This is a genomic window from Nocardia amamiensis, from assembly GCF_015477605.1.
GTDB classification, from domain to species: Bacteria; Actinomycetota; Actinomycetes; order Mycobacteriales; family Mycobacteriaceae; genus Nocardia; species Nocardia amamiensis_A.
Genome location: NZ_JADLQX010000002.1, coordinates 160,381 through 187,107, shown reverse-complemented (window position 1 = coordinate 187,107; position 26,727 = coordinate 160,381). Strand labels below are relative to the sequence as shown.

The window sequence follows — 26,727 nt, the reverse complement described above, 5'->3', positions numbered from 1 at the left end:
ATCCGCGGCTGATCGTCACTGGACAAGTCCATCACCAAACCTGGCCTGTACCTTAGCTTCCGACGACTTGTCACACCCGGCAGCCAACGACGCGACAGAGGCGTAGCGCACATAGATGCACACCGATGCGTTGACATGCCCTTCCATGCGCCCTAGATTCGAGGTATGAGTGCAAGGTCCCGTCGCGAGATGGGCGCGACCACGCGCCGGTGTCGAGCGGTCGTTGCCGTCGCTGGCAAGTGGGCCACCGGCAGGCCCTATTCAGATGAACGCGATGCGACCAGAACACCGAGCCCGCATGTCGCGGGACACGATGTTGGTCCTGGATGTGCCCACGATGCGCCCCGCCGACAACCGGTCCCGTCCCAGCCGATTATTGACGAGCGACCGTGCGGTAGGGGCGGTACTCGAGAGCTCTCGATGAGAAGGGCTACGGGCAGAACAGTACTTCCGGACGGTGCACCGATCTGAAATGCATGGAGGGGAGAGATCGGCGCACCGCCCGGAAGTACTGTCTGAAACGATGCCTCCAGCGAGCTTGCGGAGAATCCTCGACCACCGCATCACTCTCGTCGATATCGTCGCCGCCTATGGACTCGATGCCGTGGTCTCGCGGATCGCTTCGCTGCATGCGGTCGGACGCCATTACGCCGCGCGGGCGATCGAAGCCGAATTGAGCCAACTCTACTGCTGCAGAAACTGCCGGTAACTCGGATCAGCGGGCCACTTCCGATAGCGACACCGTATTCTGAGCCGACCAACTGATCCTCGCCCATCCCACCCGGATCACCGAAATCTGCGAGGGTTCACTCACCGCCGAAGACGGCACCCTGCGCCTGGAACTGGACTCCACCAGCCTCGGCCGCAGCGGCACCGCGAAACTGGTGACCGCCCTCGGCCGCTCCATCCGCCTCTCCGGCGACACCATCGACTACACACTGCGCATGGCGGCGGTCGGCGAGCCGCTGCAACACCACCTCGCCGCCACCTTGCGGCGGGACTGAGCGCGAGGTTCAGGCGCGCTGAGTATCGCCGCCGTTGTCCGCACCGCCACCGGCCAGGACTCGAGCTGGACGAACGACGCTCTACGACCAGCCGCCCGAGCATCCCCTGGCATGGCATCGAGGGTGCAGATACAGGCGCTCACACGGCAGCCTCGGGTACTGACTGCCATCATCGGTGAAGACCTGGACTGGTTCATGCCAATGCATGTGCCGCCACTCCTGGACGAAAACGCTCGCGGCGGTCATGCATGCCCGGAAGTCCATTCGCAGCCCGTGCAGGAACACCGACAGGTGAACGTCCGCTTCCTGCGGCCTCGGCGAAATGCCAGCGGTCATGGTCGACCCCTCGGCGTCGACCCGATCCCACGGCTCGCACGGAACGAGTTCGTCGGTGAGCAGGTTGGACGACGTCCGATGAGGCGCGTCTCGGATAACAGTGGAATGACTCTCACCCCTTCGGATTCGTCCAGGTCCGGGTGGTGCCGGTTCGAGGATTCGTGTGGCCCTACCGCGCCGGTTGCGACGGTGATGAGCCCCGACGTTACGGACGGATTTCCGACGCGGGCACCGGGCAAGTTCGACAATGCCGAACGTCGAAAGTGGCCTGAGTCACTCACGTCAGCGTTTGCTATCAATCGGAGTGTTATGACGCAGGTCACAAATGGCGGGAAGGGTGTGGCGCAGCGATCACTGGGTTCGACATTGTCGAACCAAGAACTTCGAATAGTCCGAGCATCGCCTTGACCTGCACAATCGAATCCACACGACCCGGACTAGAACGCGTTCGGCAAGCGGCGACGTCCGGCGGTCAGTTCGGTAACCAGGTCCTCATAAGCGATGGCCAGTTCGGCCAGCCGCTCCCAGGCGAACCACAGGTCCCATTCCTCGTCGGCCGCAAGGGCCGCGTAGGCGGTGGCGCTGAGGTTGGCTAGGCGGTCTATCACCGAACCCAGGGACTCGGTGTGGAGGTAGGCGCCGCCGCGGGCGGCGGGCAAGCGCCGCTCGGCCCAGCGGTCGATGTCGCGGACCAAGTGGGCGCGAGACGCATCGATATCGGACACGCCACCCCGGTTGGCGTCGAGCCGGCGGACGTGCAGGTCGGCCAGGGCGCGGGCACGCAGCAGCACCGGGTGATCCGATGGCGGCTCGCCATCCCGGCAGGCTTGCAGCAGCTGACTTCGCGTCGGCAGCACATCGTTCACGACCGGGCCTCGCTCGAGCTCGGCTTCGGTGGACACGACCGAGCACCGCGTTCCCGGGTCACTCGCCGACGTGTACTCACGGTCGCGCCTCCCCGGGATTGGGGTCCGCCGGGCGCGATCGCGCGCTGTCTTCTCGGATTACTCGCTCGCGCTCACTGACGATGCTCCGGCCCGTGCAGGTGAGCACACTATTCACCAGCATCCCAGCGGATGGACGGAAAGTGTCCCGCGGTGCGATCACCCAGCGGCGAAAACCGCCGTTTGCGTCGGCGGGGGACGGTAGCGCAATTTCGCCGCCGAAGGGCACGACCGAGACGTCGAGCCGGAATAGCGCCGCGAACAGTCGCGTGTCGTCGGGAAGGTCAGGGCGGCACAGGAAAGTCCAACGGCGCGAACGGGTATGCGCGACAACCGGACCCAGCGAGTTACCTCGGAAAAGCATGTCGTCGCGCACCCATTGCCCCAGCCGGTCGGGCATCGTGATGCCGCCGACCACACCCGCCTTCACGACGATCCGCCCGATCTCCGGGTGTATCCCGGCGGGCAGGCCGCAGGTACGGCGGTAAAACGCGCAGCGGGACGCGGGTGTATCCGCGAATGCCGCATGGTTCATTCGCCAGCCTCGATTCAATTGGTCCGATGAGAGCAAATGCCCGATCGCTGGACCTGGAACCGTTGTCGCGGTTAAGGTTTCAGCACTTCTTCGATTCGGACCGGGCGCGTTCAGTAGAGCACCGGATATTGCTGGGCGGGAACGTAATCAGTTGTGGAATCGGGCGGAAACCGCCCAGGTTCCAAGGATCCCCGCCAAAAGGTTCCAGTTAGCAACCTGGCCAGTAGTTTGGCTACGAAAGGAATTCGTCATGAATCCAACAGGTTCCAGCCTGCCCCGCCGCATGCTCGGCCGTCAGCTGCGGGCGCTCAGGATCAGCGCGGGTGTCAGCGCCGAGTACGCCCGCGACGTGCTCGGCGTAAGCAAGCAAACCCTGTGGCGGATGGAGACCGGACAACAGGTCCGGCTGCTTCCGCCGCTCATCGAGCGGCTGTGCAAGCTGTACGGGTCATCCGACGAACAGACCGCCATCCTGCTCGACCTGACCGAGGAGACCAAGCACACCGAGTGGTGGTACCACTACGACGATGCGATCCCAAAGGGGTTCAGCCACTATGTGGGATTGGAGGCAGCTGCCCGCCGCGTCTTCTCCTACCAAACGACTCTTCTGCCCGGACTGCTGCAAACCAACGAATACCGGCGGGCACTGATATGGGTCGACTACCCCATGTTGCCCGGTCCGGAGGTTGAACGACGCATCGAGGTGTTCACCCGACGAAAGGCCCGCTTGGGCAGCGACTCCGACCCTTTGAGCCTCAACGCGATCATCGATGAGTCTGCTTTGCGTCGACCAATCGGTGGTCCATCGGTCATGGGTGCTCAGGTCGAGCATCTGGCCAGAGTCAGTGAGCAGCAACCGAACATTTCGGTGTTGGTGGTTCCGCTCGAGTCGGAGGCATATCCGGGCCTGCGTGTCGGCCCGTTCGTGATGCTCGAGTTTCCCAAGCACCCGACCGCACATCTCACCGAGCCTCCGATCATCTACATGCAGGGCTTCACCGGCGACCTGTATCTTGAGAAGCCTGAAGAGGTAAGGGGATACCGGCAAGCTTGGGCCGACATCCAGCGATCGGCACTTGATGAGGCACACAGCCGATCCCTCCTCCGCAAGATCGCAAAGGAGTACGCCAAGTGAACCTCGATCTATCCGCTGCCTCGTGGTTCAAGAGCAGCTACAGCAGCTCCGACAAGGAATGCGTCGAGGTTGCGTTTCTCGGCAGCGGCTCGGTGGGCGTTCGCGACTCGAAGGATCCCACCGGCCCGGCTCTCGTGTTCACACCGAGCGAGTGGGACTCGTTCACTGGCCGCATTACCGGCGGCGAACTCGACCGGCCACAGCCCTAACTATGCTGCCCGGCCACCGCCTCGAACCCTCCCACACGGCAGGTTCGGGGCACTCGCTTCAAGCGGCGGTTCCAGGACGGGCGATGCGTTCAGGTCGCTTGCACCCGGGGAAACCCGCCGGTAGCGTCAACATTCACTGAGGGGGGCGGAGGAGCCGGTCCGGCCCTGCAGATTCCAAGCTAAAGCCCGGCGGCAGAGGGGATCCCATGGCAAATAGGCCTAGTGCGTGGCAGCTAATGGTTCTCACCGCCAGCCTGACGTGTGCGCTGGCCGCGTGCGGGAGCTCGAATGGTGGCACAGGCCAGCCGACCGACAACCGGGCATCCGCAACGCCGACCGTCGCCGCCGACGTACCGTCGGGCTACCGACCCTGTGAGGACATCCCGCAGGCGGTGCTCAGTTCGGAGAAGTTGCTCGACAAGACGCCGGACGACTCGAACGCAAGTGGCGGCATCAAGTGGCGTGGGTGCCTCTGGGCCCAAACAGACGGCTACGCTGCAAGCATCCGGACGACCAACATTACGGTCGATATGGTGTCGGCGAAGGGATTCTCCGACACCCGCGACTTCACCATCGACGGTCGCCGCGCTGTCTCGACGCGCCAGTCCGATGCCCATCCGAAGGCCGAGTGCACCCTCAATGTCGAGATGGAGGGCGGGAGTCTCGAGTTCGGTCTCACAAACCCTGCATCGAACCGGAATACCGGCCATCTCGACACCTGTGATCTGGCGCGCACACTCGCCGAGAAGGTGGTACCGACGATTCCCGACACGGCGTAAAGCTACCGAGCAGGACTTGTTCAACCGGGAGGGAGAGATAGATGGGTGAGGACAATGCCCCAACGCAGCGGCCAATGATGAACATGGTCAGCGCTGCACGGGAGGGCAGCATCGGCGTTGAGATGACGGCTGAAGAGTTCGTGTACATCGATCGAGATTGCGAGTACTTCAAGCGCACGATTCGACAGATCCAACGGATTATGGCCGAGGTATCGGATCAGCCCACTTGGGGCCTGGGGGAGAACAACGACGACATGGTTTCGGGCGGCACCCTGGTCGCGCGCTTTAAAGAAAAGGCTCGCGGCTCGGCAGACGGCAACGCGGTCTGGGAGATTGCGGAGCAGCACTACCGAATCGTCGAGGACATTCAAGAGGTACATCGCATTGCCCGCGATCGGATGATTCAGGCGGACAGCAAGTTTGCCGCCGAGTTCAACCACGTGAACGCTACACTTCCCGAGCGCCCACCCGTCCAACGCCCGGCCGGACCGGTGCTGCTCCCAGACGGAACAGGCAGATGAGCGGCTACGAGAACACACGGATCCCGAGCGGCGGCGAACACCCCGACAGCTGGGAACACTCACGAATCAATGACTCTTTCGAGCCGCTCGATGTCACAGACGCGGTCGACCAAGCGAATAAGTATTGGCAGGTACGCAACCTGTGGGAGCAGGGCGTCGAAACCTTCGCCCGGTCCATCCAGACCTCGATCGCCCAAGCCTGGTCGGGTCCGGCTGCGGAACAGTCCAAGAACGCGATCGCCAAGTACACCAGCGAAGCACAGAACCTCACCAACTCACTGGAGGAGCTGTACTGCCGCGTGCGCGACGCCGCGACCGCGATCGAGAATACGAAGAAGGCGCTTCCGGACACCGTCCACTACCCCTGGACCGAACGTGTTTTCCACCCGAGCCGCTGGAGTCTGTCGGGTGAGCAATCCGAGGCCGAGCAGGCCGCGCGCGCGGCGATGAAGCAGTTCTACGTGCAGCCGTTCAGCGAGATGGACGGCAAGATTCCTGTGCTGCCCACGCCGGTCGGTCCGACCGCGTCGGTGGACATTCCGGCTCCCCCACCGGGCGGATACCAGAGCAGCGACAACGGCGGTCCCAACTCGACCAGCCCGGGCAATAATCCCGGCAGCACCGACTCCGGCGTCCCAGGCGACAAGGACGGCGACGGCAAGCCCGACGAACCGAGCGCCCAGGAGCAGCAGCCTGCCGACCAGTCGTCGCAGGAGCAGCAGTCGTCCGACACGACACCGGCCAACACGTCGACCACACCCGCCGGCGTGGATCCCACGGCGACGAACCCGACCACGACAACGGACCCCGCCAGAACCGTGCCGACCGGTACGGGAACCCCTCACGGCCCAGGCACACCCGGCATGCCAGGAACGCCGAACCAGCCGCAACCGGGACGCAGCATCCCGGGCACGCCGGGAACGCCGACCCCCTCGGCGAAGCCCGCGGCCGCCGCGGCGACCGCCGGTGCACGCGGAACGGCGGGACTCCCCGGCATGATGTCTCCCGGCGCGCGCGGTGGCGGCAAGGACGACGAGTCCGAACACAAGACACCGGACTACCTGATCAATCAGGACAACACCGACGAATTGCTCGGCGAGCTCCCGAGGACGCTGCCCGGCGGCGTCATCGGCCAGATCCCGGACTGAGCGTGCCATCGGAGAACGCCTTCGACGGACTCGAGAACCGGGTACGCGTCGCCCTCGATCGGATACCCACGGGCGATTCGGGTGCCCCGGCCTCCGATCGACTCGCGAATCCGACTCCGCATCACCCTCGATCGGATACCCACGGGCGATTCGGGTGCCCCGGCCTCCGATCGACTCGCGAATCCGACTCCGCATCACCCCCGGTCGGATACTCGCGAGCGATTCGGGTGCCCCGGCCTCCGATCGACTCGCGAATCCGACTCCGCATCACCCCCGGTCGGATACCCACGGGCGATTCGGGTGCCCCGGCCTCCGATCGACTCGCGAATCCGACTCCGCATCACCCCCGATCGGATACCCACGGGCGATTCGGGTGCCCCGGCCTCCGATCGTCCCGCGAATCCGGGCACCGCAACCCTGGAGGGATGCTCGACAGCGGTTTGGGCGGCCCACCCTCCGATCGTCTCGCGCAGCGTGCACGGGATCGACATCGGGGCCGCCCGGAGTGACGACATCCAACCTTTCGACTTCGACACACGCCCGCAGGCGACAGCCACGGGCGTGTGCGCATGACAGCGGGTCGCCCCGGTGCGACCGGATTGGACCATCGCATGGCTGAATGGACTTGGGAACCAGACGATTTCGCTGCCCTATGGTTCAGCGACGCCCACGACCGCATCCCCAGCCCAGTGCGCTACACCAGCCGCTTCGTTTTCCGCGACGAGTTCCACGCCCACCGTGCCGCCGTCTGGGACCGCTACTCCGCCGACGAGCACGACGAGATCAACGCCGCCTTGCACACCCTGGGCACGTCCGCGCTCCGCATCGAAATTCTCGGCGGCACCTGCAAGCACAAGAACAGCACCGGCCGCGACGACCTGCGCGAATACCGGATCCTCGGCGCCCGCACCGACTACCACGCCGTCGTCCTCAGCCAGGCAGGCAACCAACACGAGCACGGCCCCATACGCGCGCGCATGTTCCCGGCCGACCAACTGCCTACTCGCCTGGTGAACGCGATCCCCGCCTGCAAGCCCGGCACTGAGCGACCCGCCACCTTCCACCCCGACGATCTGACCCCGCGCCGCGACACCTACCTCCAGGACAACGCCCGCAACACCCCGCGCGAGCAATACCGCCGCCTCCTCGGCCGCCCAGTCGACGGCGGCGCCACGGCTGTCCTCCTCACCACTCCCCTGCACACCCCCGCCAAACCCGCCAAAGTCCTCCAGTGGCACGACATCTCCAACGACGGCCGCTACACCGAACACCGCACCCACCACATCACCGTCCGCCCCACCACCCCCACCGACCTGACCACCCACTTCACCACCTGGATCGACCAAGCCCTCCACCACCTCGCTGACGCCCGCCCCGAAACCTGGTAACCGGCGCAAACTGACGGGGGCGTGCCATGACGACACAGGGCCACCGGCGTGCGCTGCGCTTGGATTCCACAGCCGCACCTGCCCCGCCGGTCGCGTAGCAACTGCGCTAACGCACACGAGAATGCACTGCGGAAAGTGCCGATCAGTTGATTGTTCGACACTGAGGTGGTTCACTGCCACATGGTCGCAACGTCGTCGCGGCGGTATCTGGAGGGGATGGGATTGAATTTTTCAGTTGAGGTGGCCGACCTCAAAGGGTGGGCGGAGCAAGTGGGTCGAGCCGGAACAGACATGTTCGCAGCCCATAACTACGCGAAACACAACATAGCGGATGGAGATTTCGGCAAGATCTTAGAGCTGATAACAGAGGAGTACACCAAACTATTACCATTGGTCCATGATGTCACGCTGGCCGATAGCGAGGGCCAGGACAAGGCGCGTTTGTCGCTAATTTATGCCGCCGAGGAATACAGAAGGACCGACAGGAACTTCGCCAGCGAAATCGCAAAGCTAGACGACACTCCCCTGACGGTAATCGACGACGGTGTGGCCGACGGATTCGGCGATCTAGTGTCCGGCGCAGGTAAATTGGCTGCACCGACTGCCGATTCCCGGGCGCTCGCCGAAATCTCTTTGGGTATCTTTTACAACCGAATTGCCGACCTTGTCGTGCTCGTCGGAGGGCCCGACCCTCGCGAATACATCACGAAATGGCTCGCCGGAGACATCGGCAAGGCTGGCACACAGGTCTCGGCGTGGCGGCACCTCGCCGAGTGCACCGAGGCCGTCCGAGCGAATCTCGAGCAGGGCCAGAAAGCGATCTCCAAAACGTGGTCAGGAAAGGCATCGACTTCCGCGGCTGGGCAGTTCGATAAATGGAATACCGCTCTGAGCAATCAGAAGAACGCTATGCAGAAGATGGCTGAACACTTGAGCGACGCACTGGACGAGGCGATCAAGCTGGCCCAGGTGGTGGTGGACATCATCCTGACGGTTATCAATTTAGTCACAGCTGCCCTGACCAATGCGGCAATACCCGTCGTCGGGCAAATCAAGCTGATCAAGAGCGTAAAAGACGGTATCGTCATGATCAATAAGGCCCGGGGGGTGATCATGACCTTCTGGCAATTGCTGGTCATGATCAAGTCGTTCATAGTGGCAACCACTGCCGTGTTCACCAGGGAATCGTTGCCCACCCCGGCGACCAGTTAAGGATTACGATGGCCACAAGCACTCCAGATTCCTCGATCGCGGCGGCGATCCAGCGGCTCGACGCAGCTATCGCGCAGGCCAAGCAGGATCTCGACACCTATAAGCAGCAAGGTCAGCCGACCGCAGCAGATCTTCAAGAACTGCAGAAAATGGCCGCTGCTGGTGAACTCGGCGCTGATATGCAGTCGGCTGCTGCGTTGGTTTCGAGCGGCCAGGAAAGTTGGCTATCACTCTGTTCCGGCAAGTCATCCAACTCCCACTTGCTCGACAGCCATGTGAGTCGCATGCTCGCCGAGCATGGCGGCGCGGTAACCGCGTCGATCCAAGGTGATACGAGTTTTGATCCAAAGCCTGACGATCTATACAGATAGGCCGCGCTCGTCAACTCCCTTCGGCGCCTACCTCGGTCGGCTGCGAGACTACTGATAGCAGTCTCGCAGTCGACCCTCGATCAGGCGGTGCACCGCGCTCGATGTGGAGCAGAACGAGGGCCGTGGCGATGGCCCACGCCGATTCCCTACGGGTACAAGATGGCTCAATCAGTGAATTGTCCAGAACACGGTCATCAGGATCCAATCGGCGACCAGCACTCCGACAATGACAGCCCACTGCCGTCCGAAGGACCAGCGACGCTTCAACGCGACAGCCACCAAGACGATCCCGATAAGCCCGGCCGCGATGTAGCCGCTCATCCAGGCCGGATTGTCCGTCGATGCCCCGATCACGGTAACAACGATCGAGAAAAATATTGCGCCGACCAGCAACTCGAAGCGCAGGAATCCTTCAGCGAAAGCTGCTACTGCCCACCCCATGAGACGAGCGATCGCCCCCTTACTCCTGTCGGACTCAGGCGAATTGTCGAAAGCGTCGGCATGACGGTATGCCTGACGAAACAATGGCCCATCCTCATCATCCCCGGTCATGGTCTGATCGTAGCGGTTGACGTCGCTACGCAGAGCACCAAGATCGGGCGGACATCGAATGATCCAACCCCGCGTCACCACGCACGCCAGCGGGTAGCCACGGGTCCGACGGCTGGAACCAGCGGCCGGTCCCACTCTCGAGCCACCACATTTCCCCACCTACTTCAGATCCTCGATCGACTACCTCTCCGCCACCTGGCAGCCGCCCGCCCCGAAAGTGGTAATTGCTTTACCGAACCGAACCCTGGCCCGACCTGCGATGCGCCAGTTGGCAGGCGCGATATGGCAGTGCAATTAGCGTCCCGGTCTCATGCCCGTCGCCGTAGGGCAGGACGTGACGTCAGGCCTGCTGGTAGGGTTTCCGATCGAAGAGGAGGGGATTTCAATGGGGTATCCGTATGGCGGTGAGGTACCACGGCCATGGTTTCGCTCGTCCAGAACCCGAACGCAGCGGAGCCACCGCGATTGCCGCGGCTGCATTAGCGCTGGGCATCGGACTGATATGTGCGCTCGGCACCTTCTCGTGGGCCGCGGTCGCGTTTGACAACCACGAGTACCTGTCGGGCGAACGATCCGGTCGATCGGCTTGGTGGGGGTCGGGGCGATCCTTTGGTCACTCGGCGCGATCCTGCTGTTCTGTCGCACCGCAGCCGGTCGGATACTGGTGATCATCGACTCCGTGCTCGGACTCATCTACGTCCTCGCCGCCGTCATACGTGCAGAAGACCCGGCTTTGCTGATAATGGCGATCCCGGTGCAGCCCATTCTTGTTCTCGCCGCGTTGAAGTCGACCGGCCGCTGGATCGCCACCAAGCCGCGCCACCACTGACAGCGGCCCGAAGCATCGAATCCTCCGCGGGACGTCACGAACCCGGGCCGAGGCAATCGGCGGGCACCGTGCGCCATGTCGGGGCGGTGAGCACGCTGGCCTTCCGACCGGTGGGCGCACCCTGGTCCCGGATCTGCCGTACTGGCAGACCTGCCCGTAGCAAACCAGGGGACGGTCGGTCGGCGGCCTGACCGATGACGAGGTCCAGCGGCGAAAGTCCGTGGCAGATAGCCAGGTTCGGCTGGACGTCGTGCAGCATGCGGGCAGCCCGCGCACCGGTTCACGAGTACCCACTGTCACAACGCCAGACGGCCACCTGCCGCGCCGAACTGTTCCGACTCCGTCAACACCTGGCAACAATACGGAAAACGGACAAAAACGGATACCGGGACGCGTTGCGTAAGTGCAGGTCCCGGGGTGTTAATGGAGGTATATAGCCGGGCCACTACCACAGTCGGGCGCCCCCCGGTGTAGAGGAATCAGCAAACGAGGAGGCAGCGCATGCCGACTTTCCTCTCCCCGCCCTCGGGGCAGCACCCGTGGGGGCCCCGTGTCACCGTAACCGGCCGCACCGTAGCCGATCTCCGTCCCTCGGTGCGCGCGGACGAACGGCACCACGAACCGTCTTCTTCCAGATACGGGTTCGACTAGGTTCCGCTGTTCGTCGACGATCCGACGCTCCGACCGCATCGAGCCGAACGACTCCAGCCGCGAGCGGCGGGGAGGTGCAGAGACTTCCAGCCGGACACGCTGAACCGGCGCAAAGGCAGGAAGCCCTGCCGTATCCGCGGTGATCCGCGAACCGCTGAAACCGGCGGACCCGAGAGCCACCTCGGCCAGTTCGAAACCCGCTGGGATACGGACCACTCCGACAAACCGGGCTCGGTAAGACGACACGACCCCAGCGCCGACCAAAACAGTTCTTCCGCACAACCCACACAAATGAGAAAGGGAAACCAATGAACAAAGTACTCACCACCCTGCGCAGCGAGCCCGTTCGCGCCCTGCTGTACCCGCTGCTGGTAGCGGTCATCGGGTACGGGGTCACCAAGGGTGTCGTTTCGGCCGATGCGTCCGGATTCATCCTGGCCGTTGTCGCGGCGGCGCTGGGACTTCCGGCCGTCGAGTCGGCGCGCCACCGGGTGAGCCCGGCGCCGCCGGACAGTGGTGAACCCGCATGAAGTCTCCGAAGGCGACGACTCGCCACGATCCCTTCGAAGTCGTCCTGTGCGCTGTCTTCGGGATGTCAGCCCTGTTGCAGACCTTCTACGGTCCGCCACCGGGTTCCGCCACCTCGAGCATGCCACCGGCATTCCGGGTGCTGTGGCTGGTCCTCATGTTGATCGGCTGCCTCGCGACACTCGTCGGCGTGTTCGCCCGGCGCGTGTGGGGCTACCTGGTCGAGCAGATCGGATTGGGGGCGCTCGGCTGGTCGCTGATGGCATTCGGCGCTCAGCTATTGGTGATGCAGTTCCAGCATCGAACTCTCGGGCCCGCCACGATTCTCGGCGGGCCGTTGCCTATCGCGCTGGGTCTCGCGTTCCTGTGGAAGCGCCGGCAGGTGTTGCAGGACGTGCAGACCCTGCACGCGGTGAAGATGAAGGAGGAGCCATGAACATGGCCCAGCAGTCGCCGGTGTTCGCGGCGCTCGTGCTGATCGCCAGCTCCTCGGTGCTGTCGGCAATCGTGACGGCATGGTTCAAGCGCGGCGACGTCGACGCCACCATGACCAAGACGAAGGCCGACGCCGCGAAGGTGCTGAGCGACCTTGCCATTTCGCAAACGCAACTGATGTCCGAGCAGATGGGCGAGTTCCGTATGGCACTGCGAGCCCACCGGGAATGGGATCGGAAGATGGTGACGCGTGCGCGGCAGGCGGGCCTCGAATTCGAGGACCCGCCCGAACTGTTCCTGTGACGAGGTCACCACGCCCCGGGGCGAGCCACGCCGTGTCCGTTTCGTCCGTGGTTGCCGAACGCTCGCGGCAGCCCCGAGCTTTCGGCGACGGCCGCACGCGCCCTGGGCGGGCGGCGTCGCGGCGGCTCGGCGAAAATGCCGCTGCCGCAATGCCTAACGGCCTGGTCACGACCGACACGCAGACAATCCGAAAACGGACCAAAACGGATTCGATACTCATTGCCGCAGCGCTGGTTCAGGAGTGTTAATGGAAATAGCCGGGCCATTGAGCGAGTCGGGCACCCCCCGGTGCAGTTGAACGATCACCACGGCGACGAGGAGGCAGCGCCATGCCTACCATCACTTCCATCTCCCCCACATCAGGGCCCACCACAGGTGGCACCAGTGTGACGATAACCGGCACCGGATTCACCGGTCCCACGACCGTCAGATTCGGTAGTACCGCTACCACGTTCACGATCGACTCCCCCACTCAGATCACGGCCATCGCACCCGCCGGTTCGGCCGGTACGGTGCAGGTCACCGTGACCACCGCGGAGGGTACCAGCAACGGGGTTCCCTATACCTATCTCCCGGTTCCCTCCCTGAGCAGCGTCAGCCCCAGCCAAGGGTCGACCTCGGGCGGAACGACCGTCACGCTCACCGGATCGGGCCTGACCGGAGTCACCGCGGTCAATTTCGGTAGCACACCGGCCACTTCGTTCACGGTCAACTCCGACACCCAGATCACCGCCGTCTCCCCTGCCGGATCCGGCATCGTGTCGATTACCGTCACCGGCCCGGGCGGAACCAGCAACCCGGTCACCTTCGTCTACGTCATCGTCCCGACCATCACCTCCATCTCCCCGACCGCGGGACCGGCGGCGGGCGGCAACAGTGTCGTGATCACCGGCACCAACTTCACTGGCCCCCTGACGGTACGGTTCGGCACCAACGCAACCATTTTCACCGTCAATTCGCCGACCCAGATCACGGCGATCGCGCCCCCGGGCTCGCCGGGAACGGTACAAGTCACGGTCACCGGCTCGGGTGGAACCAGCAACGGCGTCTCCTACACCTATGCCGGGGTCCCCACGCTGACCAGCATCGTTCCCAACACGGGCCCGACGACGGGTGGGACGACGGTAATCCTCACGGGAACGGGTCTGACCACAACGACCGCGGTCAACTTCGGTGCCACACCGGCGACCTCGTTCATCGTCAACTCCGACACGCAGATCACGGCCGTCACCCCGGCCGGATCGGGAACCGTGCAGGTCACCGTCACAACGGCCGGTGGAACCAGTAACGGCGTCGGCTTCACCTACGTCGGAGCGCCGACCCTGACGACGGCGGTTCCGAACAGTGGACCGGTGTCCGGAGGGACTACGGTCGTCCTCACCGGCACGGGACTCACCGGAGCAACGGCGGTCAACTTCGGTGCCACACCGGCAACGTCGTTCATCGTCAACTCCGCCACCCAGATCACGGCGGTCGCCCCAGCCGGGACCGGCACGGTGAACATCACCGTCACCACAGCGGGCGGAACGAGCAACGGTATCGCCTACACCTATATCCCGGTTCCCACACTGACCACGTTGGTTCCGAATGTGGGCCCTGTGACGGGCGGGACGACGGTCGTCATCACCGGCACCGGACTGACCGGAGCAACCGCGGTCAACTTCGGTGCGACACCGGCGGCCTCGTTCACCGTCGACTCGGCCACCCAGATCACGGCCGTGGCCCCGGCGGGCACCGGAACCGTGGCAGTCACGGTCACCACCGCGGGCGGAACCAGCAACGGCCTCGCCTACACCTACGTCGCGGTGCCCACCCTCACCACGGTGGTGCCGAATGTCGGCCCGGTGACCGGAGGGACAACCGTCGTCCTCACCGGCACCGGACTGACCGGAGCGACCGCGGTGAACTTCGGTGCCACACCGGCAACCTCGTTCATCGTCAACTCCGCCACCCAGATCACGGCCGTCGCCCCAGCGGGGACCGGAACCGTGGCAGTCACCGCCACGACCGCGGGCGGAACGACGAACGGCGTCGCCTACACCTACGTCGCGGTGCCCGCCCTCACCACGGTGGTCCCCAACGCCGGCGTGGAAGCGGGCGGAACAACGGTGGTCATCACCGGTACCGGTCTGACGGGAGCCACAGCGGTCACCTTCGGTGCCACACCGGCAACGTCGTTCACCGTCAACTCCGACACGCAGATCACGGCCGTCTCCCCCGCCGGGACCGGAACGGTGAACATCACTGTCACCACAGCCGGAGGAACCAGTAACGGCGTCGCCTACACCTACATTCCGGTACCAGCTATCACCACAGTTGTTCCGAATGTGGGCCCGGCGACCGGCGGCACGACGGTCATCATCACCGGCACGGGTCTGACCGGAGCCACCGCCGTGAACTTCGGTGCCACACCGGCAACCTCGTTCACCGTCGACTCCGCGACACAGATCACCGCCACAGCCCCCGCCGGAACCGGGACGGTGAACCTCACCGTCACCACAGCGGGCGGCACGAGCAACGGCGTCGCCTACACCTACATTCCGGTACCAACTATCACCACAGTTGTTCCGAATGTGGGCTCGGTAACGGGCGGTACGACGGTCGTCCTGACGGGCACGGGATTCACCGGAGCCACGGCGGTCAACTTCGGTGCCACACCGGCGGCCTCGTTCACCGTCGACTCCGCAACACAGATCACGGCTGTGACACCTGCCGGGACCGGAACCGTGGCGGTCACCGTCACCACCGCGGGCGGAACCAGTAGCGGCGTGGCATTCACCTACATTCCGATTCCCACCCTTACCACGGTGGTGCCGAATGTGGGTCCGGTATCGGGAGGGACGATCGTCGTCCTCACCGGAACGGGGCTGTCCACCACCTCCGCGGTCACCTTCGGTGCGACACCGGCGACCTCGTTCATCGTGGACTCCGATACGCAGATCACGGCCGTCGCCCCGGCCGGGACCGGAACTGTGAACGTCACCGCCACCACCGCGGGCGGAACCAGCAACGGCGTCGCCTACACCTACGTGGCGTTGCCCACCCTCACCACGCTGGCTCCGAATCTGGGCTCGGTAACGGGCGGTACGACAGTCGTCATCACCGGTACGGGACTGACCGGAGCCACCGCGGTGAACTTCGGTGCCACACCGGCAACCTCGTTCACCGTCGACTCCGCAACCCAGATCACTGCCACAGCCCCTGCCGGCACAGGAATAGCGCAGGTCACGGTTACCACCGCAGGTGGAACCAGCCTCGGCCTGCCCTACACCTACGTGGCGGTGCCCACCCTCACCGCGGCGGTCCCGAATGTGGGACCGGTGACCGGTGGTACGACAGTCGTCCTCACGGGTACGGGACTGACCGGAGTCACCGCGGTGAACTTCGGTGCCACACCGGCAACCTCGTTCACCGTCGACTCCGCGACACAGGTCACCGCCGTCGCACCGGCCGGCACCGGAACGGTGAACATCACCGTTACCACGGCAGGTGGAACCAGCAACGGCGTCGCCTACACCTACGTCGCGGTGCCCGCCCTGACCACGCTGGTTCCGATCGTGGGACCCGAGGCAGGCGGGACGACGGTCGTCATCACGGGCACGGACCTGACCGGAACCACCGCGGTGACCTTCGGAGCCACACCGGCAGCGTCGTTCACCGTCGACTCCGCAACCCAGATCACCGCCGTCTCCCCGGCGGGAACCGGAACCGTGCAAGTCACCGCCACCACCGCGGGCGGTACCAGCAACGGGGTTTCCTTCACCTACGTCCCGGCTCCCGCCCTCACCACGGTGGTACCGAATTCAGGCCCGCAAGCAGGTGGAACGACAGTCGTCATCACCGGCACGGACCTGACCGGAGCCACAGCGGTGACCTTCGGTGCCACACCGGCAGCGTCGTTCACCGTCGACTCCGCAACCCAGATCACGGCCGTCTCGCCCGCAGGGACGGGAGCCGTGCAACTCACCGTCACGACCGCAGGAGGAGCAAGTAATGGGCTCACCTTCACCTATGTTTAACGGTTGATGCGGCTGGGCCGTCGGCAGGCTATTGCCGGCGGCCCAGTTTCGTTGCGGTTGAGCGAATACAACAGAGCCTTCGTCACCGTGGACGGGGGCTGCAGGGGTAAGGGGGTTTTCGTTGGCGACCGTACTCAAGATGCTGCTGGCGGAGCGGCATCTCAAAAGTCATCCGGATTTCCTGGTCGCGTACGACAGGTGCGCGGCGCAGCTCGACCCGCCCATTCCGCCCGGGCATGGGCCGGCGAAGGCGCAGTACTACCAGTGGTTGTCGGGACGGATGGTCGGGCTTCCGCGCGACTATCACTGCCGGGTGCTGGAGAGAATGTTTCCTGGCTGGACGGTTGAAGGATTGTTTCAGATGGCCAACTCCACACCGGCCCACCCCAGATCACACGGGGTAGGTCCGTCCGGCACCGACATCCAGCTCGAGGCGTTTCTCGGGACCGAGATGACCACCAGGGGAACCACTCTGGTGTATCCGCGTCTCGAGCTGTCCAGACCGTCCGTGGACGCCCTGGGAGTGGCGGGGATCTCTCATCCCTTCGGGGAGCAGACCGGCGTCGACCTTCCCTCCGTCGTGACGGAGAGCGATGTTCGCGGACTGCTGTATGTGTTCTCCTTGCTGCAACGCCACACCAGCATTCGCGCCGAGGTCCGCAGCGACCGCGACATGGTCGCCCGCGCCGACCGGCCGTTCTTCAGCTTCGGGCTGAGCGGCAACGGCTGCACCCATCTGTATCTCGAGACCGTCGCGCGTCCGCTGTTCACGATCCGTGACAGCACGGCCTCGGACGGCTCTCGTTCGATGCGCCTGCGGTTGAGCGACGGCAGCGAATACGACTCGAACGACGACCGCAACATCGGCGTCATCGCGCGGGTGCGGCCCAGTCCGGATGTGCACCCGGACCGATATTGGATCTATTGCGGGGGTCTGGGTCCGCACGGCACTGCCGGAGCGGGTTGGTATCTGGCCACCTCATGGAGTCCGCTCCAGCAGCGTGCCGGTGATCGCGAGTTCGTCGCGGTCATCGGCGTCGACGAGTACTCCGACCGGACGACCAGTTTGGAGCACCTGTTGATCGCGTCGCGGGAGTAGTCCTGCGGCACTTCGGCAGCCAGGCACGACGAAGAAGGGCGCACTCGTGAAGTATCGGTCGACTACGGTTGCCGTGGCGCGGTTCCCGCTGGACCGCCCACGGCACCGTGAGCTGCTGTTCTGGGTTGTTCCAGTGTGGAAACGCGAGCGCTTCAGTACCCGGCGGGCAACGCGGCGAACATATCTCGTGTCACGGCGACGGCATTGTCGGAACTACCGCCTTTGACCAGCATCGTGGCGAACGCCATGTCGCCGCGGAAGCCGACGAACCAGGAGTGCGAACCGCCGTCGACTTCGGCCTCGCCCGTCTTGCCGTACACCTCGCCCTGATCGGCGATCCGCTCGGCGGTGCCGCCGATGACCACTTTGCGCATCATCAGGCGCAGTCCCGCAATCACGTCAGGGGACGGCGCGGGGCGGTCGCCGTCGACGCGGGTCGGCCGTCCCGCGAGCAGGTAGGGCACGGGCGCCGAGCCGTGCGCGATGGTCGCCGCCATGAGCGCCATACCGAACGGGCTGACCACGACTCTGCCCTGGCCGATGCCGTCCTCGGTGCGCTGGACCAGATCGTCGGCGGGCGGCACCGAGCCGGAGGCCGTCGGCACGCCGACCACGGAATAGACCGGGCCGACACCCAGTTTCGCGGCGGCGTCGTGCAGCGCGCGGCCGGGCAGCTCACTGGCGAGTTTGGCGAACGACGTGTTGCAGGACCGCTCGTACGCCGTGGCCAGCGGCACGTTGCCGACTGTGAACAGGTTGTAGTTGGGGATGGTCCGCTCGCCGATGACGATGCGGCTCGGGCACGGCAGCATCGTGTCGGGGGTCGCCACACCGGTCGACATGGCCGCGGCCGCGGTGACCGTCTTGAATATCGAACCGGGCGGGTATTGGCCGGTCGTCGCGATCGGACCGTCCCGGTCGGCGGCCTTGTTCTGCGCCACCGCCAGGATCGCGCCGGTGGACGGGCGCAGCACCACCATCATGGTCTGCTCGGTGCGCGCGTCCACGGCGCGCTGCGCGGCGTTCTGCACATTGCGGTCGACGCTGAGCGAAAACGACGGCGCGGGTTGTGACGGCACTTCGATGAGCACGTCGGTGTCGGCGCCGTTGGCGTTCATGGTGACCACGCTCCAGCCCGCCTTGCCGTCCACCTCCGCGATCACCGTCTTGCGCACCTGGGCCAGCAGGTCTGGCGCGAAATCGCGGTCGGTGGCGACCAGATCCCACTGCTGGGTCAGCGTGACGCCGGGCAGGCCGATGAGATCGGTAGTCACCTGGCCGGATTCGTTCTCGTTGAGCAGGGCGACGGTGTAGGCGCCGGTAGCGGCCTTCGCCGCGCCGAGGATCGAGTGCGGAGTCAGCGATTTGTCGAAGCGGTTCAGCGCCGCGGCCAGGGTCGTGGCCACCGCCGCGGCATCGGGTGCCTGCGCCGCGGCGAAAGCGACCCGGGACACCTTGCCGGGCACCAGCACGTCACTGCCGGACTGCTCGTTGACCCGCGCCCGGGGCGGCGGATTGGAGCGCAACGCCATGGTCTGGGTGTCGCCGAGCCGGGGATGGACGTTGGCGGAGGTCCAGCGGACCATCCAGCGCCCGTTGCTGCGGCCCATCTGCAACTGGCCCGAGTAGCTCCACGTCCGGTTCTTGGGCAACCGCCATTCGTAGGCGTAGTCGACGGTCGCGGTGTCGCCGGTCACCCGTGCCGCGCCGGTGCGTGCGGTGAGCTGCTCGGCCTGCAACTGGTTCCAGGCGGAACGCAATGCGTCGCTTGCCTTCTCGGGCAGATTGGTGAGTTCGGCGGCGGCGTCCACGCGATGCTCGGCGAATGCCTTGACGAACGCGTCCGCGGCGGGCACCGGACCCTGCGCCTGGCTCGCGCAACCCGCGGCGGCCACCGCGGTCACCGCGACGGCCAGCGAGAGGAGCATCCGAGTCGGCATCGGCACCGATGGTAATGGCCACCGGCCGGCAAAAGCCTGCGGCACTCCGGAATTCAGCACGGATGCGCGGTCAGTCGACGAGGACGGTGGCGAAGGTCGCGATCTGCCGGAACCCGACCCGGCTGTAGGCGCGGCGAGCGATCTGGTTGTAGTCGTTCACATACAGGCTGGCGGTACGGCCGGAGGCGACCACCGCGCTCGCGACCGCCGCCGTGCCCGCGGTGCCGCGGCCTTTTCCACGATGGTCCGGATGCACCCAGACCCCTTGGATCTGGCCGGTGCGCCGGGACAGCGAGCCCACCTCGGCCTTGAAGACGACTTCCCCGTCCTCGAAACGGGCCCAGGCGCGACCGGATTCGATGAGGCTCTGGATGCGGCGCCGGTAGCCGCGCCCGCCGTCGCCCGCGCGGGGATCGACACCGACCTCCTCGATGAACATCGCGATCGCGGCCGACAGGTAGCGCTCGAGCTCGGCCGGACGCACGCGGCGCACCGCCGGATCGGGCGTGGCCAGCGGCGGCTGGAAGAGGGCGAGCAGCGGTTGTTCGCCGCGCAGTTCCCGTTCCGGGCCCCAGTGCACGGTCAGCATCTCCCACAGCGGCAACGCCAGCTCCCTGCGGCCCACCACCGAGGAACAGATGCGCGGCCATCGGACCGCCCGCTCGGCGAACGCGCGCAGCGCGTCTCGGTCACCCAGCAACGGCACCAGGTTCGCGCCCGAGAAACACAGCGACTCCGCCGGACCGCCCCTGCTCCACAGCTCGCCATGACCACATCGGGTATCCAGACCGAACTCTTGTAGTCGGGCGGCGACCATGCAGGAGGCCACCGGATCGGCGTCCAGCACCCGCAGTACTTGCGCCAGGTCCCGATTCGCGAGCTGCCGCGCAGGGGCGTGTTTGGCCCGTCGCGCCGGCTCCAGCAGACTCCGCACGGTGACAGCCTGCCACGAACCGGCGCCATACGGTACGGCTATGCCGAAAGCCCAGGTCGGCGGGTCTCGGCTCAGCCGACCGTGACGACCGGTTCGCCGGTGCCCGCGCCCTCGCCCATCTCCTCGGCGATCCGCATCGCCTCTTCGATGAGCGTTTCGACGATCTGCGCCTCCGGGACGGTCTTGATGACCTCGCCCTTGACGAAGATCTGGCCCTTGCCGTTGCCGGAGGCCACACCCAGATCGGCCTCGCGTGCCTCGCCGGGCCCGTTCACGACGCAGCCCATGACGGCCACCCGCAGCGGCACCTCCATGCCCTCCAGACCGGCGGTCACCTCGTTGGCCAGGGTGTACACATCGACCTGCGCGCGTCCGCAGGACGGGCACGACACGATCTCCAGCTTGCGCGGCCGCAGGTTCAGCGACTGCAGGATCTGCCCGCCGACCTTGACCTCCTCGGCGGGCGGCGCCGACAGCGAGACCCGGATGGTGTCGCCGATGCCCTCGGCCAGCAGCGCACCGAACGCCACCGCCGACTTGATCGTGCCCTGGAACGCCGGACCCGCCTCGGTGACACCCAGGTGCAGCGGGTAGTCGCACTGCGCGGCCAGCTGGCGGTAGGCCTCCACCATGATCACCGGGTCGTTGTGCTTGACCGAGATCTTGATGTCGCCGAACCCGTGTTCCTCGAACAGGCTCGCTTCCCACAGCGCCGACTCGACCAGCGCCTCCGGCGTGGCCTTGCCGTACTTCTCCATCATCCGCTTGTCCAGCGAACCGGCGTTCACGCCGATGCGGATCGGAATCCCGGCGGCGCCCGCGGCCTTGGCGACCTCCTTGACCCGGCCGTCGAACTCCTTGATGTTGCCCGGGTTGACCCGCACCGCGGCGCACCCGGCGTCGATCGCGGCGAAGATGTAGCGCGGCTGGAAGTGGATGTCGGCGATCACCGGAATCTGGGATTTGCGCGCGATCGTGGCCAGCGCGTCCGCGTCCTCCTGACGCGGGCAGGCCACCCGCACGATGTCGCAGCCCGACGCGGTCAGCTCCGCGATCTGCTGCAAGGTGGCGTTCACATCGTGCGTCTTGGTCGTGGTCATGGACTGCACCGAGATCGGGTGATCACTGCCCACCCCGACATTGCCCACCATCAGCTGGCGGGTCTTGCGCCGGGGAGCGAGCACGGCCGCGGGAGCGGTCGGCATCCCCAATCCGATTGTGCTGGTCACCTTCGGCTGCCTACTTTCGTCGTGTCCGGGCACATTCGGTGCCGAGTCTAGCCTTGGCGCAGCCCGGCCACCCTGTGACAGCAGCGACAACGCTTTCCCGGCCGACCGCGACAGACTACGTCGCGAACCACATCGCCCGGCCATCGCCCCCGGTCAGAACAGCCTGATCGGATTGACGATGTCGGCGGCCAGGGTGAGCAGCATGTAGGCGCCGCCGATCACGACGAACACATAGGTCACCGGCAGTAGCTTCAAGTAGTTCACCGGCGCACCCGGTGCCAGGCCCTTCCAGCCGCGAATGGTGTTGCGGATCTTCTCGTAGATCACCACCGCGATGTGGCCGCCGTCCAGCGGGAGCAGCGGGAGCAGGTTGAAGACGCCGAGGAAGAAGTTCAAGCTGGCCAGCACCAGGATGAACATGTTCCAATAACCGCGTTCGGCGGTCTCACCGCCGATTTTGCTGGCTCCGTACACGCTCACTGGGGTTTCCGGATCACGCTCACCGCCGGTGACGGCGACCCACAGCGAGGACACCTTGGCGGGCATCTGGGCCAGCGAGTCCACGGTGCGTACGAACATGTCGCCGGTGAACGCGCCCGCGGCGGGAATCGCGGCCAGCACGTTGTACTGCACCGGTTCGTAGCGATCCGGCGCTACGCCGACGGCGCCCACCTCGCGACCGGCGCCACCGTCCTCGGGATAGCGCATCACTCGCTCCGGAGTCACGGGAATGGCGAGGGTCTGGCCGTCACGCTCGATGAGGTAGGTGAACGGACCCGTCTGCTTCTGAGTTTCGGCCTGGAACTGCTTCCAGGTGTCCACCTTGACACCGTTCACCTCCTTGACGATGTCGCCACGCTGCAATCCGGCTCGCTGCGCAGGGCCGGTGCCGGTGCACGGCACGGTCGAGCCATCCGGATTCCCCTGCGGCACGCAGCTCATCGGTCCCAGTGCGGTGGCGGGCGGTTCGGTCAGGTTCGGCAGACCCCAGCCGACGGCGAGCACCACGATCAGGATGAAGCCGAGCACGAAGTTCATCGCGATGCCGCCGGACATGACCAGCAGCCGTTTCCAGGTGGCCTGGCGGTACATGGCGCGGTCGAGCTCCTCCGGGCGCAGCTCGTCCAGCGCCGTCATGCCCGCGATGTCGCAGAAGCCGCCGAGCGGGAGCGCCTTCAGGCCGTATTCGGTCTCGCCGCGGCGGAACGAGAAGATGCGCGGGCCGAAGCCGATGAAATACCGGCGCACCTTCATTCCGGTCGCCTGGGCGGTCCACATGTGCCCACATTCGTGCAGCGCGATCGACAGCGTGATGCCGAGGGCGAACAGCACGAATCCCAACGCGAACACCATTTGCTCTACAGCCCTCCTGCGTTTGCGCAGCTCGAATATCCCGCACGCACGCGTCCGCTCCTGGCCGCGAGCACTCTGATCACCCTAACCGGACACCGCCCGACCCGGTGTCTTCAGTGTGCCAGGACGCGGTCGCTCCGCGAGTCCGATCCGCCTCACCCGGTCAGCCGCGGACCCGGGCGGCGGCGAATTCCCTGGCCCAGGAATCGGCGGCGAGGACCTCGTCGAGCGAATCCGGCTCGGTGCGCCACTGCCCGGCCGCCTCGACCGCGGCGGCCACCGTCCGCACGATGTCCGGGAAACGGATGGCGCCGTCCAGGAAAGCCTGTACCGCCACCTCGTTCGCGGCGTTGTAGACCGCGGTGACGCTGCCGCCCGCCTGCCCGGCCGCGCGGGCCAGCTCGACGGCCGGGAAGACCTCGTTGTCCACCGGCTCGAATGTCCAGGTGGAGGCGGTGCTGAAATCGCAGGCCGGGGCTGCGCCGGGCACTCGGTCCGGCCAGCCGAGGGCCAGCGCGATGGGAAGCTTCATGTCCGGCGGACTGGCCTGGGCGAGCGTGGAGCCGTCGGTGAAGGTGACCATCGAGTGCACGATCGATTGCGGGTGCACGGTGACGTCGATGCGGTCGTAGGGGATCCCGAACAGCAGGTGCGTCTCGATCAGCTCGAGTCCTTTGTTCACCAGCGAGGCCGAGTTCAGCGTGTTCATCAGGCCCATCGACCAGGTGGGATGCGCCTTGGCCTCGGCGGGATCGACCGATTCGAGCATTTCCGCCGTCCAGCCCCGGAACGGGCCGCCGGACGCGGTGAGCACCAGCCGGTCGACCTCTTCGGCGCGACCGCCGCGCAGGCACTGCGCCAGCGCGGAATGCTCGGAGTCGACCGGAACGATCTGGCCGGGCGCGGCGGCGCGTGTCACCAGGGAACCGCCCGCGACCAGGGATTCCTTGTTCGCCAGGGCCAGGCGGGTGCCCGATTGGAGGGTGGCGAGGGTGGGCTCGAGTCCGAGCGAGCCGACCAAGGCGTTGAGCACGACGTCCGCCTCGGTGCGACGCACCAGCTCGGTCACCGCCTCCGGACCGCCCAGGGGCAGGTCCAGCTGCCGCGCCGCGGCCGGATCGGCGACGGCGACGTTGCGCGTGCCGGTGGCAGCCATCTGGGCGGCGAGCAGCTCGGTGTTGCCGCCGCGCGCGGCGAGTCCCACCACTTCGAAGCGGTCGGGATTGGCGGCGATCACCTCGAGCGCTTGGGTACCGATGGATCCGGTGCTGCCCAGCAGCAGGACTCTGACTATGTCGGACACGACCTCATTGTGTCCTACCGCCGAGGACCCGTTCGACGGGCGCGGGGCTGTGCCCATTCTCGGCGTGAGCGGAGCCCTCCGTGGTCACGCTTCGCTGCCCCCTCCGGGCCATACCGGCTTACAACGACGCGCCGTCGTATGTCACGATATGCGGCAGTAGCTCATCGAGTGCGTACCGGAACCCGGTACAGGAAACAGCTAAAGGAGCGATCGTGGCCGCCACGGAACTCGAACACGCCGACACCGAGCGCGGCATCGTCACTCGCGTGGATCCCGCGGAAGTTCCCTCCGCCGCCTGGGGTTGGAGCGGCGAGTCGCGTCGCACCTTCCGGATCGCGGGCTGGATCGTCGCGGTGATCCTGCTGGCCATGCTGGTCGGCAACCACAGCGGCCAGGTCGAGAACATCTTCCTCATCGGCTTCGCCGCCGCGATCGTGGGCATCCTCATCCGCGACTCGTGGTTGCAGCGCAAGCCGCGCTAGTTCCACGGCACGAATAGCCTTCTCGCACAATTTCATTCGTCCGATACCGACGACCGTGTCCGGTACCGTGTGCGTCCGGGGTCCGCGTCCCGACCGGGTCGCCGACCCCGGTTTCCGTACCCACGACGCTTAGGACGCAATGATCAAGACCTGTTCCGCCGCCCTGCTCTCGGCGAGCGCCATCGGCTCCCTGCTCCTGCTGCCCGCGGCGCCTGCCCACGCCCAGTCACCGGCATGCGGCGCGGCCATCGACGCGATCAACGCCGCCATCGCCGAGTCGGGTGGCAACCTGGACCCGACCGTGCAGCAGTCCCTCGCCGCCAAGCTCTCGGCCATCAACGCCGAAGGCGCGGAGAAGGACGCCATAGCCGCGTACGCTCGCGCCCTCACCGACGACAGCGTCACCAGCATGGACGCCGCGACCGACGAACTCAACCGGGTCTGCAAAGGCTGATCGACCGGCGGCGCGGATCGTCTGGTTCGCGCCGCTACCGCCCGCGCCGCCGAGCGGCCTTCTTCTTCGCTGGGCTCTGACGCTGGCCGATGCGTTTGGCCGGGGACTTCTTCCGCGGCTCCGCTTTCTCGGCGCGGGCCGGAGTGCGCGAGCTGCGCTCGGAGCGGCCGCGCACCACGCCGACGAAATCCTCGACCACCTCCGTGGTGCGGTCGGCAGGCCACGCCAAGGCGATCTCCGTCTCCGGTACATCGACCAGCGTGCGGTAGACGAGGTCGCGGCGATGGTGCAAACGAGCGAGCGAGTGCGGCACGATGGCCGCCCCACCCGCCGCGGCGACGAGTTCCAGCGCACCGCCGACCATGTCGACATCCGAGGTGTCCTGGAGGTGTTCGTCGGCCAGGTCCGCCATGCGGACCTCGTCGAACACCGAGATCGGATGGTCCTTCTGCACCACCGCGACCGGGACCTCCCGGTAGAGCGGAATCACGCTCATGCCCGCACGGTCGATCGGCAACCGGACGAAGCACATGTCGACCCGTCCCTCGCGCAACGCCGCCTCTTGGTCGGCCTGTGCCAGCGCGACGACCTCGAGCGGGGTCTCGGGGAAACGCTCGCCCCAGATTCTCGTCCACTTGGAGACGGTGACACCCGGCACGAAGCCCACTCGGAGCACCGCCGGCACCGGCGGCCGCTCATCGACCTCCGACTCGGCGCGTTCGATGATCTCCCGCGCCCGCTCCAGCAAGTCGCGCCCGTCATCGGTCAGCTGCGTCGGCTGGGCACCGGGCACGAAAAGTTTTGTCCCGAGTTCTTTTTCCAAGTCGATGACGGTGTGGCTCAGCTTCTCGCGCGAGATGCGCAGCGCCTTCGCCGCACGCGCGAAATGCAACTCCTCCGCGACCGCGACGAACCAGCGCAGACGCCCCACGTCGATCGACTCCAACCCGCTCACGCCTGGAAGCGTAGGCCACCGACAACTGGGAACGTCCGCGCCACCGGATCGACTGTCCGTGCGACCGGCCAAGGAACGC

The 26,727-nt window shown here is 65.9% G+C and carries 26 protein-coding genes and 1 pseudogene; 18 read left to right on the top strand and 9 right to left on the bottom strand.

Features of this window, described 5'->3' with window-relative positions:
* The first annotated feature begins 523 nt into the window (after nt 1-523).
* Both IU459_RS03350 and IU459_RS03345 read left to right on the top strand, forming a co-directional pair.
* On the top strand, nt 524-709 hold the full coding sequence (locus IU459_RS03350) for a hypothetical protein (RefSeq protein WP_195127949.1): 186 nt from the start codon (nt 524-526) through the stop codon (nt 707-709).
* Between the two features lie 55 nt (nt 710-764).
* A pseudogene (locus tag IU459_RS03345) lies at nt 765-1,004 on the top strand (FABP family protein); the annotation flags it as partial.
* Nucleotides 1,005-1,777: 773 nt separating this feature from the next.
* On the opposite strand, the gene IU459_RS03340 reads toward IU459_RS03345, so the two are convergent.
* Together IU459_RS03340 and IU459_RS03335 are read right to left on the bottom strand one after the other, a co-directional pair.
* Nucleotides 1,778-2,242, bottom strand: coding sequence for a DUF4254 domain-containing protein (locus IU459_RS03340; protein WP_195127948.1), 465 nt, complete (start codon nt 2,240-2,242; stop codon nt 1,778-1,780).
* 40 nt (nt 2,243-2,282) lie between these two features.
* Nucleotides 2,283-2,714: a DNA-directed RNA polymerase subunit beta gene (locus IU459_RS03335; protein WP_195127947.1), complete on the bottom strand. Its 432-nt coding sequence runs from the start codon at nt 2,712-2,714 to the stop codon at nt 2,283-2,285.
* 355 nt (nt 2,715-3,069) lie between these two features.
* Here IU459_RS03335 and IU459_RS03330 point away from each other — a divergent pair, with 355 nt between their 5' ends.
* The 8 genes from IU459_RS03330 to IU459_RS03295 all read left to right on the top strand — a co-directional run bounded on the left by IU459_RS03330 (nt 3,070) and on the right by IU459_RS03295 (nt 9,582).
* The gene (locus tag IU459_RS03330) at nt 3,070-3,954 is read left to right on the top strand and encodes a helix-turn-helix domain-containing protein (protein ID WP_195127946.1); all 885 of its coding nucleotides are present in this window, start codon (nt 3,070-3,072) and stop codon (nt 3,952-3,954) included.
* Nucleotides 3,951-4,163 (top strand): DUF397 domain-containing protein, encoded by a 213-nt coding sequence (locus IU459_RS03325; protein ID WP_195127945.1) that lies wholly within the window; start codon nt 3,951-3,953, stop codon nt 4,161-4,163. The genes IU459_RS03330 and IU459_RS03325 overlap by 4 nt, the downstream gene beginning before the upstream one ends.
* A 206-nt stretch (nt 4,164-4,369) precedes the next feature.
* Complete coding sequence (locus IU459_RS03320) at nt 4,370-4,942, top strand: DUF3558 domain-containing protein (RefSeq protein ID WP_195127944.1); 573 nt, start codon at nt 4,370-4,372, stop codon at nt 4,940-4,942.
* 41 nt (nt 4,943-4,983) lie between these two features.
* Nucleotides 4,984-5,463, top strand: a complete 480-nt coding sequence (locus IU459_RS03315) for a hypothetical protein (protein WP_228837286.1) — start codon at nt 4,984-4,986, stop codon at nt 5,461-5,463.
* Nucleotides 5,460-6,611 carry a WXG100 family type VII secretion target gene (locus IU459_RS03310; RefSeq protein ID WP_195127943.1) on the top strand — a complete coding sequence of 384 codons (1,152 nt, stop codon included), beginning with the start codon at nt 5,460-5,462 and terminating at the stop codon, nt 6,609-6,611. The genes IU459_RS03315 and IU459_RS03310 overlap by 4 nt, the downstream gene beginning before the upstream one ends.
* Nucleotides 6,612-7,222: 611 nt before the next feature.
* Nucleotides 7,223-7,999 (top strand): ESX secretion-associated protein EspG, encoded by a 777-nt coding sequence (locus IU459_RS03305; protein ID WP_195127942.1) that lies wholly within the window; start codon nt 7,223-7,225, stop codon nt 7,997-7,999.
* A gap of 180 nt (nt 8,000-8,179) precedes the next feature.
* A complete protein-coding gene (locus IU459_RS03300; RefSeq protein ID WP_195127941.1) occupies nt 8,180-9,211 on the top strand; it encodes a WXG100 family type VII secretion target in 1,032 nt (343 codons plus the stop codon).
* Nucleotides 9,212-9,219: 8 nt separating this feature from the next.
* Entirely contained in the window at nt 9,220-9,582 is a 363-nt protein-coding gene (locus IU459_RS03295; protein ID WP_195127940.1) for a hypothetical protein, read from the top strand.
* A gap of 168 nt (nt 9,583-9,750) precedes the next feature.
* Here the strand turns inward: IU459_RS03295 and IU459_RS03290 are convergent, their stop codons facing one another.
* The gene (locus IU459_RS03290; protein ID WP_195127939.1) at nt 9,751-10,134 is read right to left on the bottom strand and encodes a hypothetical protein; all 384 of its coding nucleotides are present in this window, start codon (nt 10,132-10,134) and stop codon (nt 9,751-9,753) included.
* Between the two features lie 664 nt (nt 10,135-10,798).
* On the opposite strand from IU459_RS03290, the gene IU459_RS03285 reads away from it, so the two are divergent.
* The 6 genes from IU459_RS03285 (at nt 10,799) to IU459_RS03260 (ending at nt 17,998) form a co-directional block, all read left to right on the top strand.
* Nucleotides 10,799-10,963, top strand: coding sequence for a hypothetical protein (locus tag IU459_RS03285; protein WP_195127938.1), 165 nt, complete (start codon nt 10,799-10,801; stop codon nt 10,961-10,963).
* 959 nt (nt 10,964-11,922) lie between these two features.
* Nucleotides 11,923-12,144 (top strand): hypothetical protein, encoded by a 222-nt coding sequence (locus IU459_RS03280; protein WP_195127937.1) that lies wholly within the window; start codon nt 11,923-11,925, stop codon nt 12,142-12,144.
* The gene (locus tag IU459_RS03275; RefSeq protein ID WP_195127936.1) at nt 12,141-12,578 is read left to right on the top strand and encodes a hypothetical protein; all 438 of its coding nucleotides are present in this window, start codon (nt 12,141-12,143) and stop codon (nt 12,576-12,578) included. Before IU459_RS03280 ends, IU459_RS03275 begins: the two co-directional genes overlap by 4 nt.
* A 2-nt stretch (nt 12,579-12,580) precedes the next feature.
* Nucleotides 12,581-12,880, top strand: coding sequence for a hypothetical protein (locus IU459_RS03270; protein WP_195127935.1), 300 nt, complete (start codon nt 12,581-12,583; stop codon nt 12,878-12,880).
* Nucleotides 12,881-13,209: 329 nt separating this feature from the next.
* Entirely contained in the window at nt 13,210-16,899 is a 3,690-nt protein-coding gene (locus tag IU459_RS03265) for a beta strand repeat-containing protein (protein ID WP_195127934.1), read from the top strand.
* 121 nt (nt 16,900-17,020) lie between these two features.
* Nucleotides 17,021-17,998 carry a hypothetical protein gene (locus IU459_RS03260; RefSeq protein WP_195127933.1) on the top strand — a complete coding sequence of 326 codons (978 nt, stop codon included), beginning with the start codon at nt 17,021-17,023 and terminating at the stop codon, nt 17,996-17,998.
* Nucleotides 17,999-18,150: 152 nt separating this feature from the next.
* Here the strand turns inward: IU459_RS03260 and IU459_RS03255 are convergent, their stop codons facing one another.
* From IU459_RS03255 to dxr, 5 genes are all read right to left on the bottom strand, one after another.
* Nucleotides 18,151-19,938, bottom strand: coding sequence for a penicillin-binding transpeptidase domain-containing protein (locus tag IU459_RS03255; protein ID WP_195127932.1), 1,788 nt, complete (start codon nt 19,936-19,938; stop codon nt 18,151-18,153).
* 70 nt (nt 19,939-20,008) lie between these two features.
* Nucleotides 20,009-20,872: a GNAT family N-acetyltransferase gene (locus IU459_RS03250; RefSeq protein ID WP_195127931.1), complete on the bottom strand. Its 864-nt coding sequence runs from the start codon at nt 20,870-20,872 to the stop codon at nt 20,009-20,011.
* Between the two features lie 71 nt (nt 20,873-20,943).
* Complete coding sequence (gene ispG, locus IU459_RS03245; RefSeq protein ID WP_195127930.1) at nt 20,944-22,101, bottom strand: flavodoxin-dependent (E)-4-hydroxy-3-methylbut-2-enyl-diphosphate synthase; 1,158 nt, start codon at nt 22,099-22,101, stop codon at nt 20,944-20,946.
* 153 nt (nt 22,102-22,254) lie between these two features.
* The gene (locus IU459_RS03240; RefSeq protein ID WP_195127929.1) at nt 22,255-23,454 is read right to left on the bottom strand and encodes a M50 family metallopeptidase; all 1,200 of its coding nucleotides are present in this window, start codon (nt 23,452-23,454) and stop codon (nt 22,255-22,257) included.
* A gap of 163 nt (nt 23,455-23,617) precedes the next feature.
* The gene (gene dxr, locus IU459_RS03235) at nt 23,618-24,757 is read right to left on the bottom strand and encodes a 1-deoxy-D-xylulose-5-phosphate reductoisomerase (RefSeq protein ID WP_195127928.1); all 1,140 of its coding nucleotides are present in this window, start codon (nt 24,755-24,757) and stop codon (nt 23,618-23,620) included.
* Between the two features lie 212 nt (nt 24,758-24,969).
* On the opposite strand from dxr, the gene IU459_RS03230 reads away from it, so the two are divergent.
* Both IU459_RS03230 and IU459_RS03225 read left to right on the top strand, forming a co-directional pair.
* Complete coding sequence (locus IU459_RS03230) at nt 24,970-25,239, top strand: DUF2631 domain-containing protein (RefSeq protein WP_195127927.1); 270 nt, start codon at nt 24,970-24,972, stop codon at nt 25,237-25,239.
* A gap of 139 nt (nt 25,240-25,378) precedes the next feature.
* Entirely contained in the window at nt 25,379-25,693 is a 315-nt protein-coding gene (locus tag IU459_RS03225; protein WP_195127926.1) for a hypothetical protein, read from the top strand.
* 34 nt (nt 25,694-25,727) lie between these two features.
* Here the strand turns inward: IU459_RS03225 and IU459_RS03220 are convergent, their stop codons facing one another.
* Nucleotides 25,728-26,648, bottom strand: coding sequence for a LysR substrate-binding domain-containing protein (locus tag IU459_RS03220; protein ID WP_195127925.1), 921 nt, complete (start codon nt 26,646-26,648; stop codon nt 25,728-25,730).
* Nucleotides 26,649-26,727 lie beyond the last annotated feature (79 nt).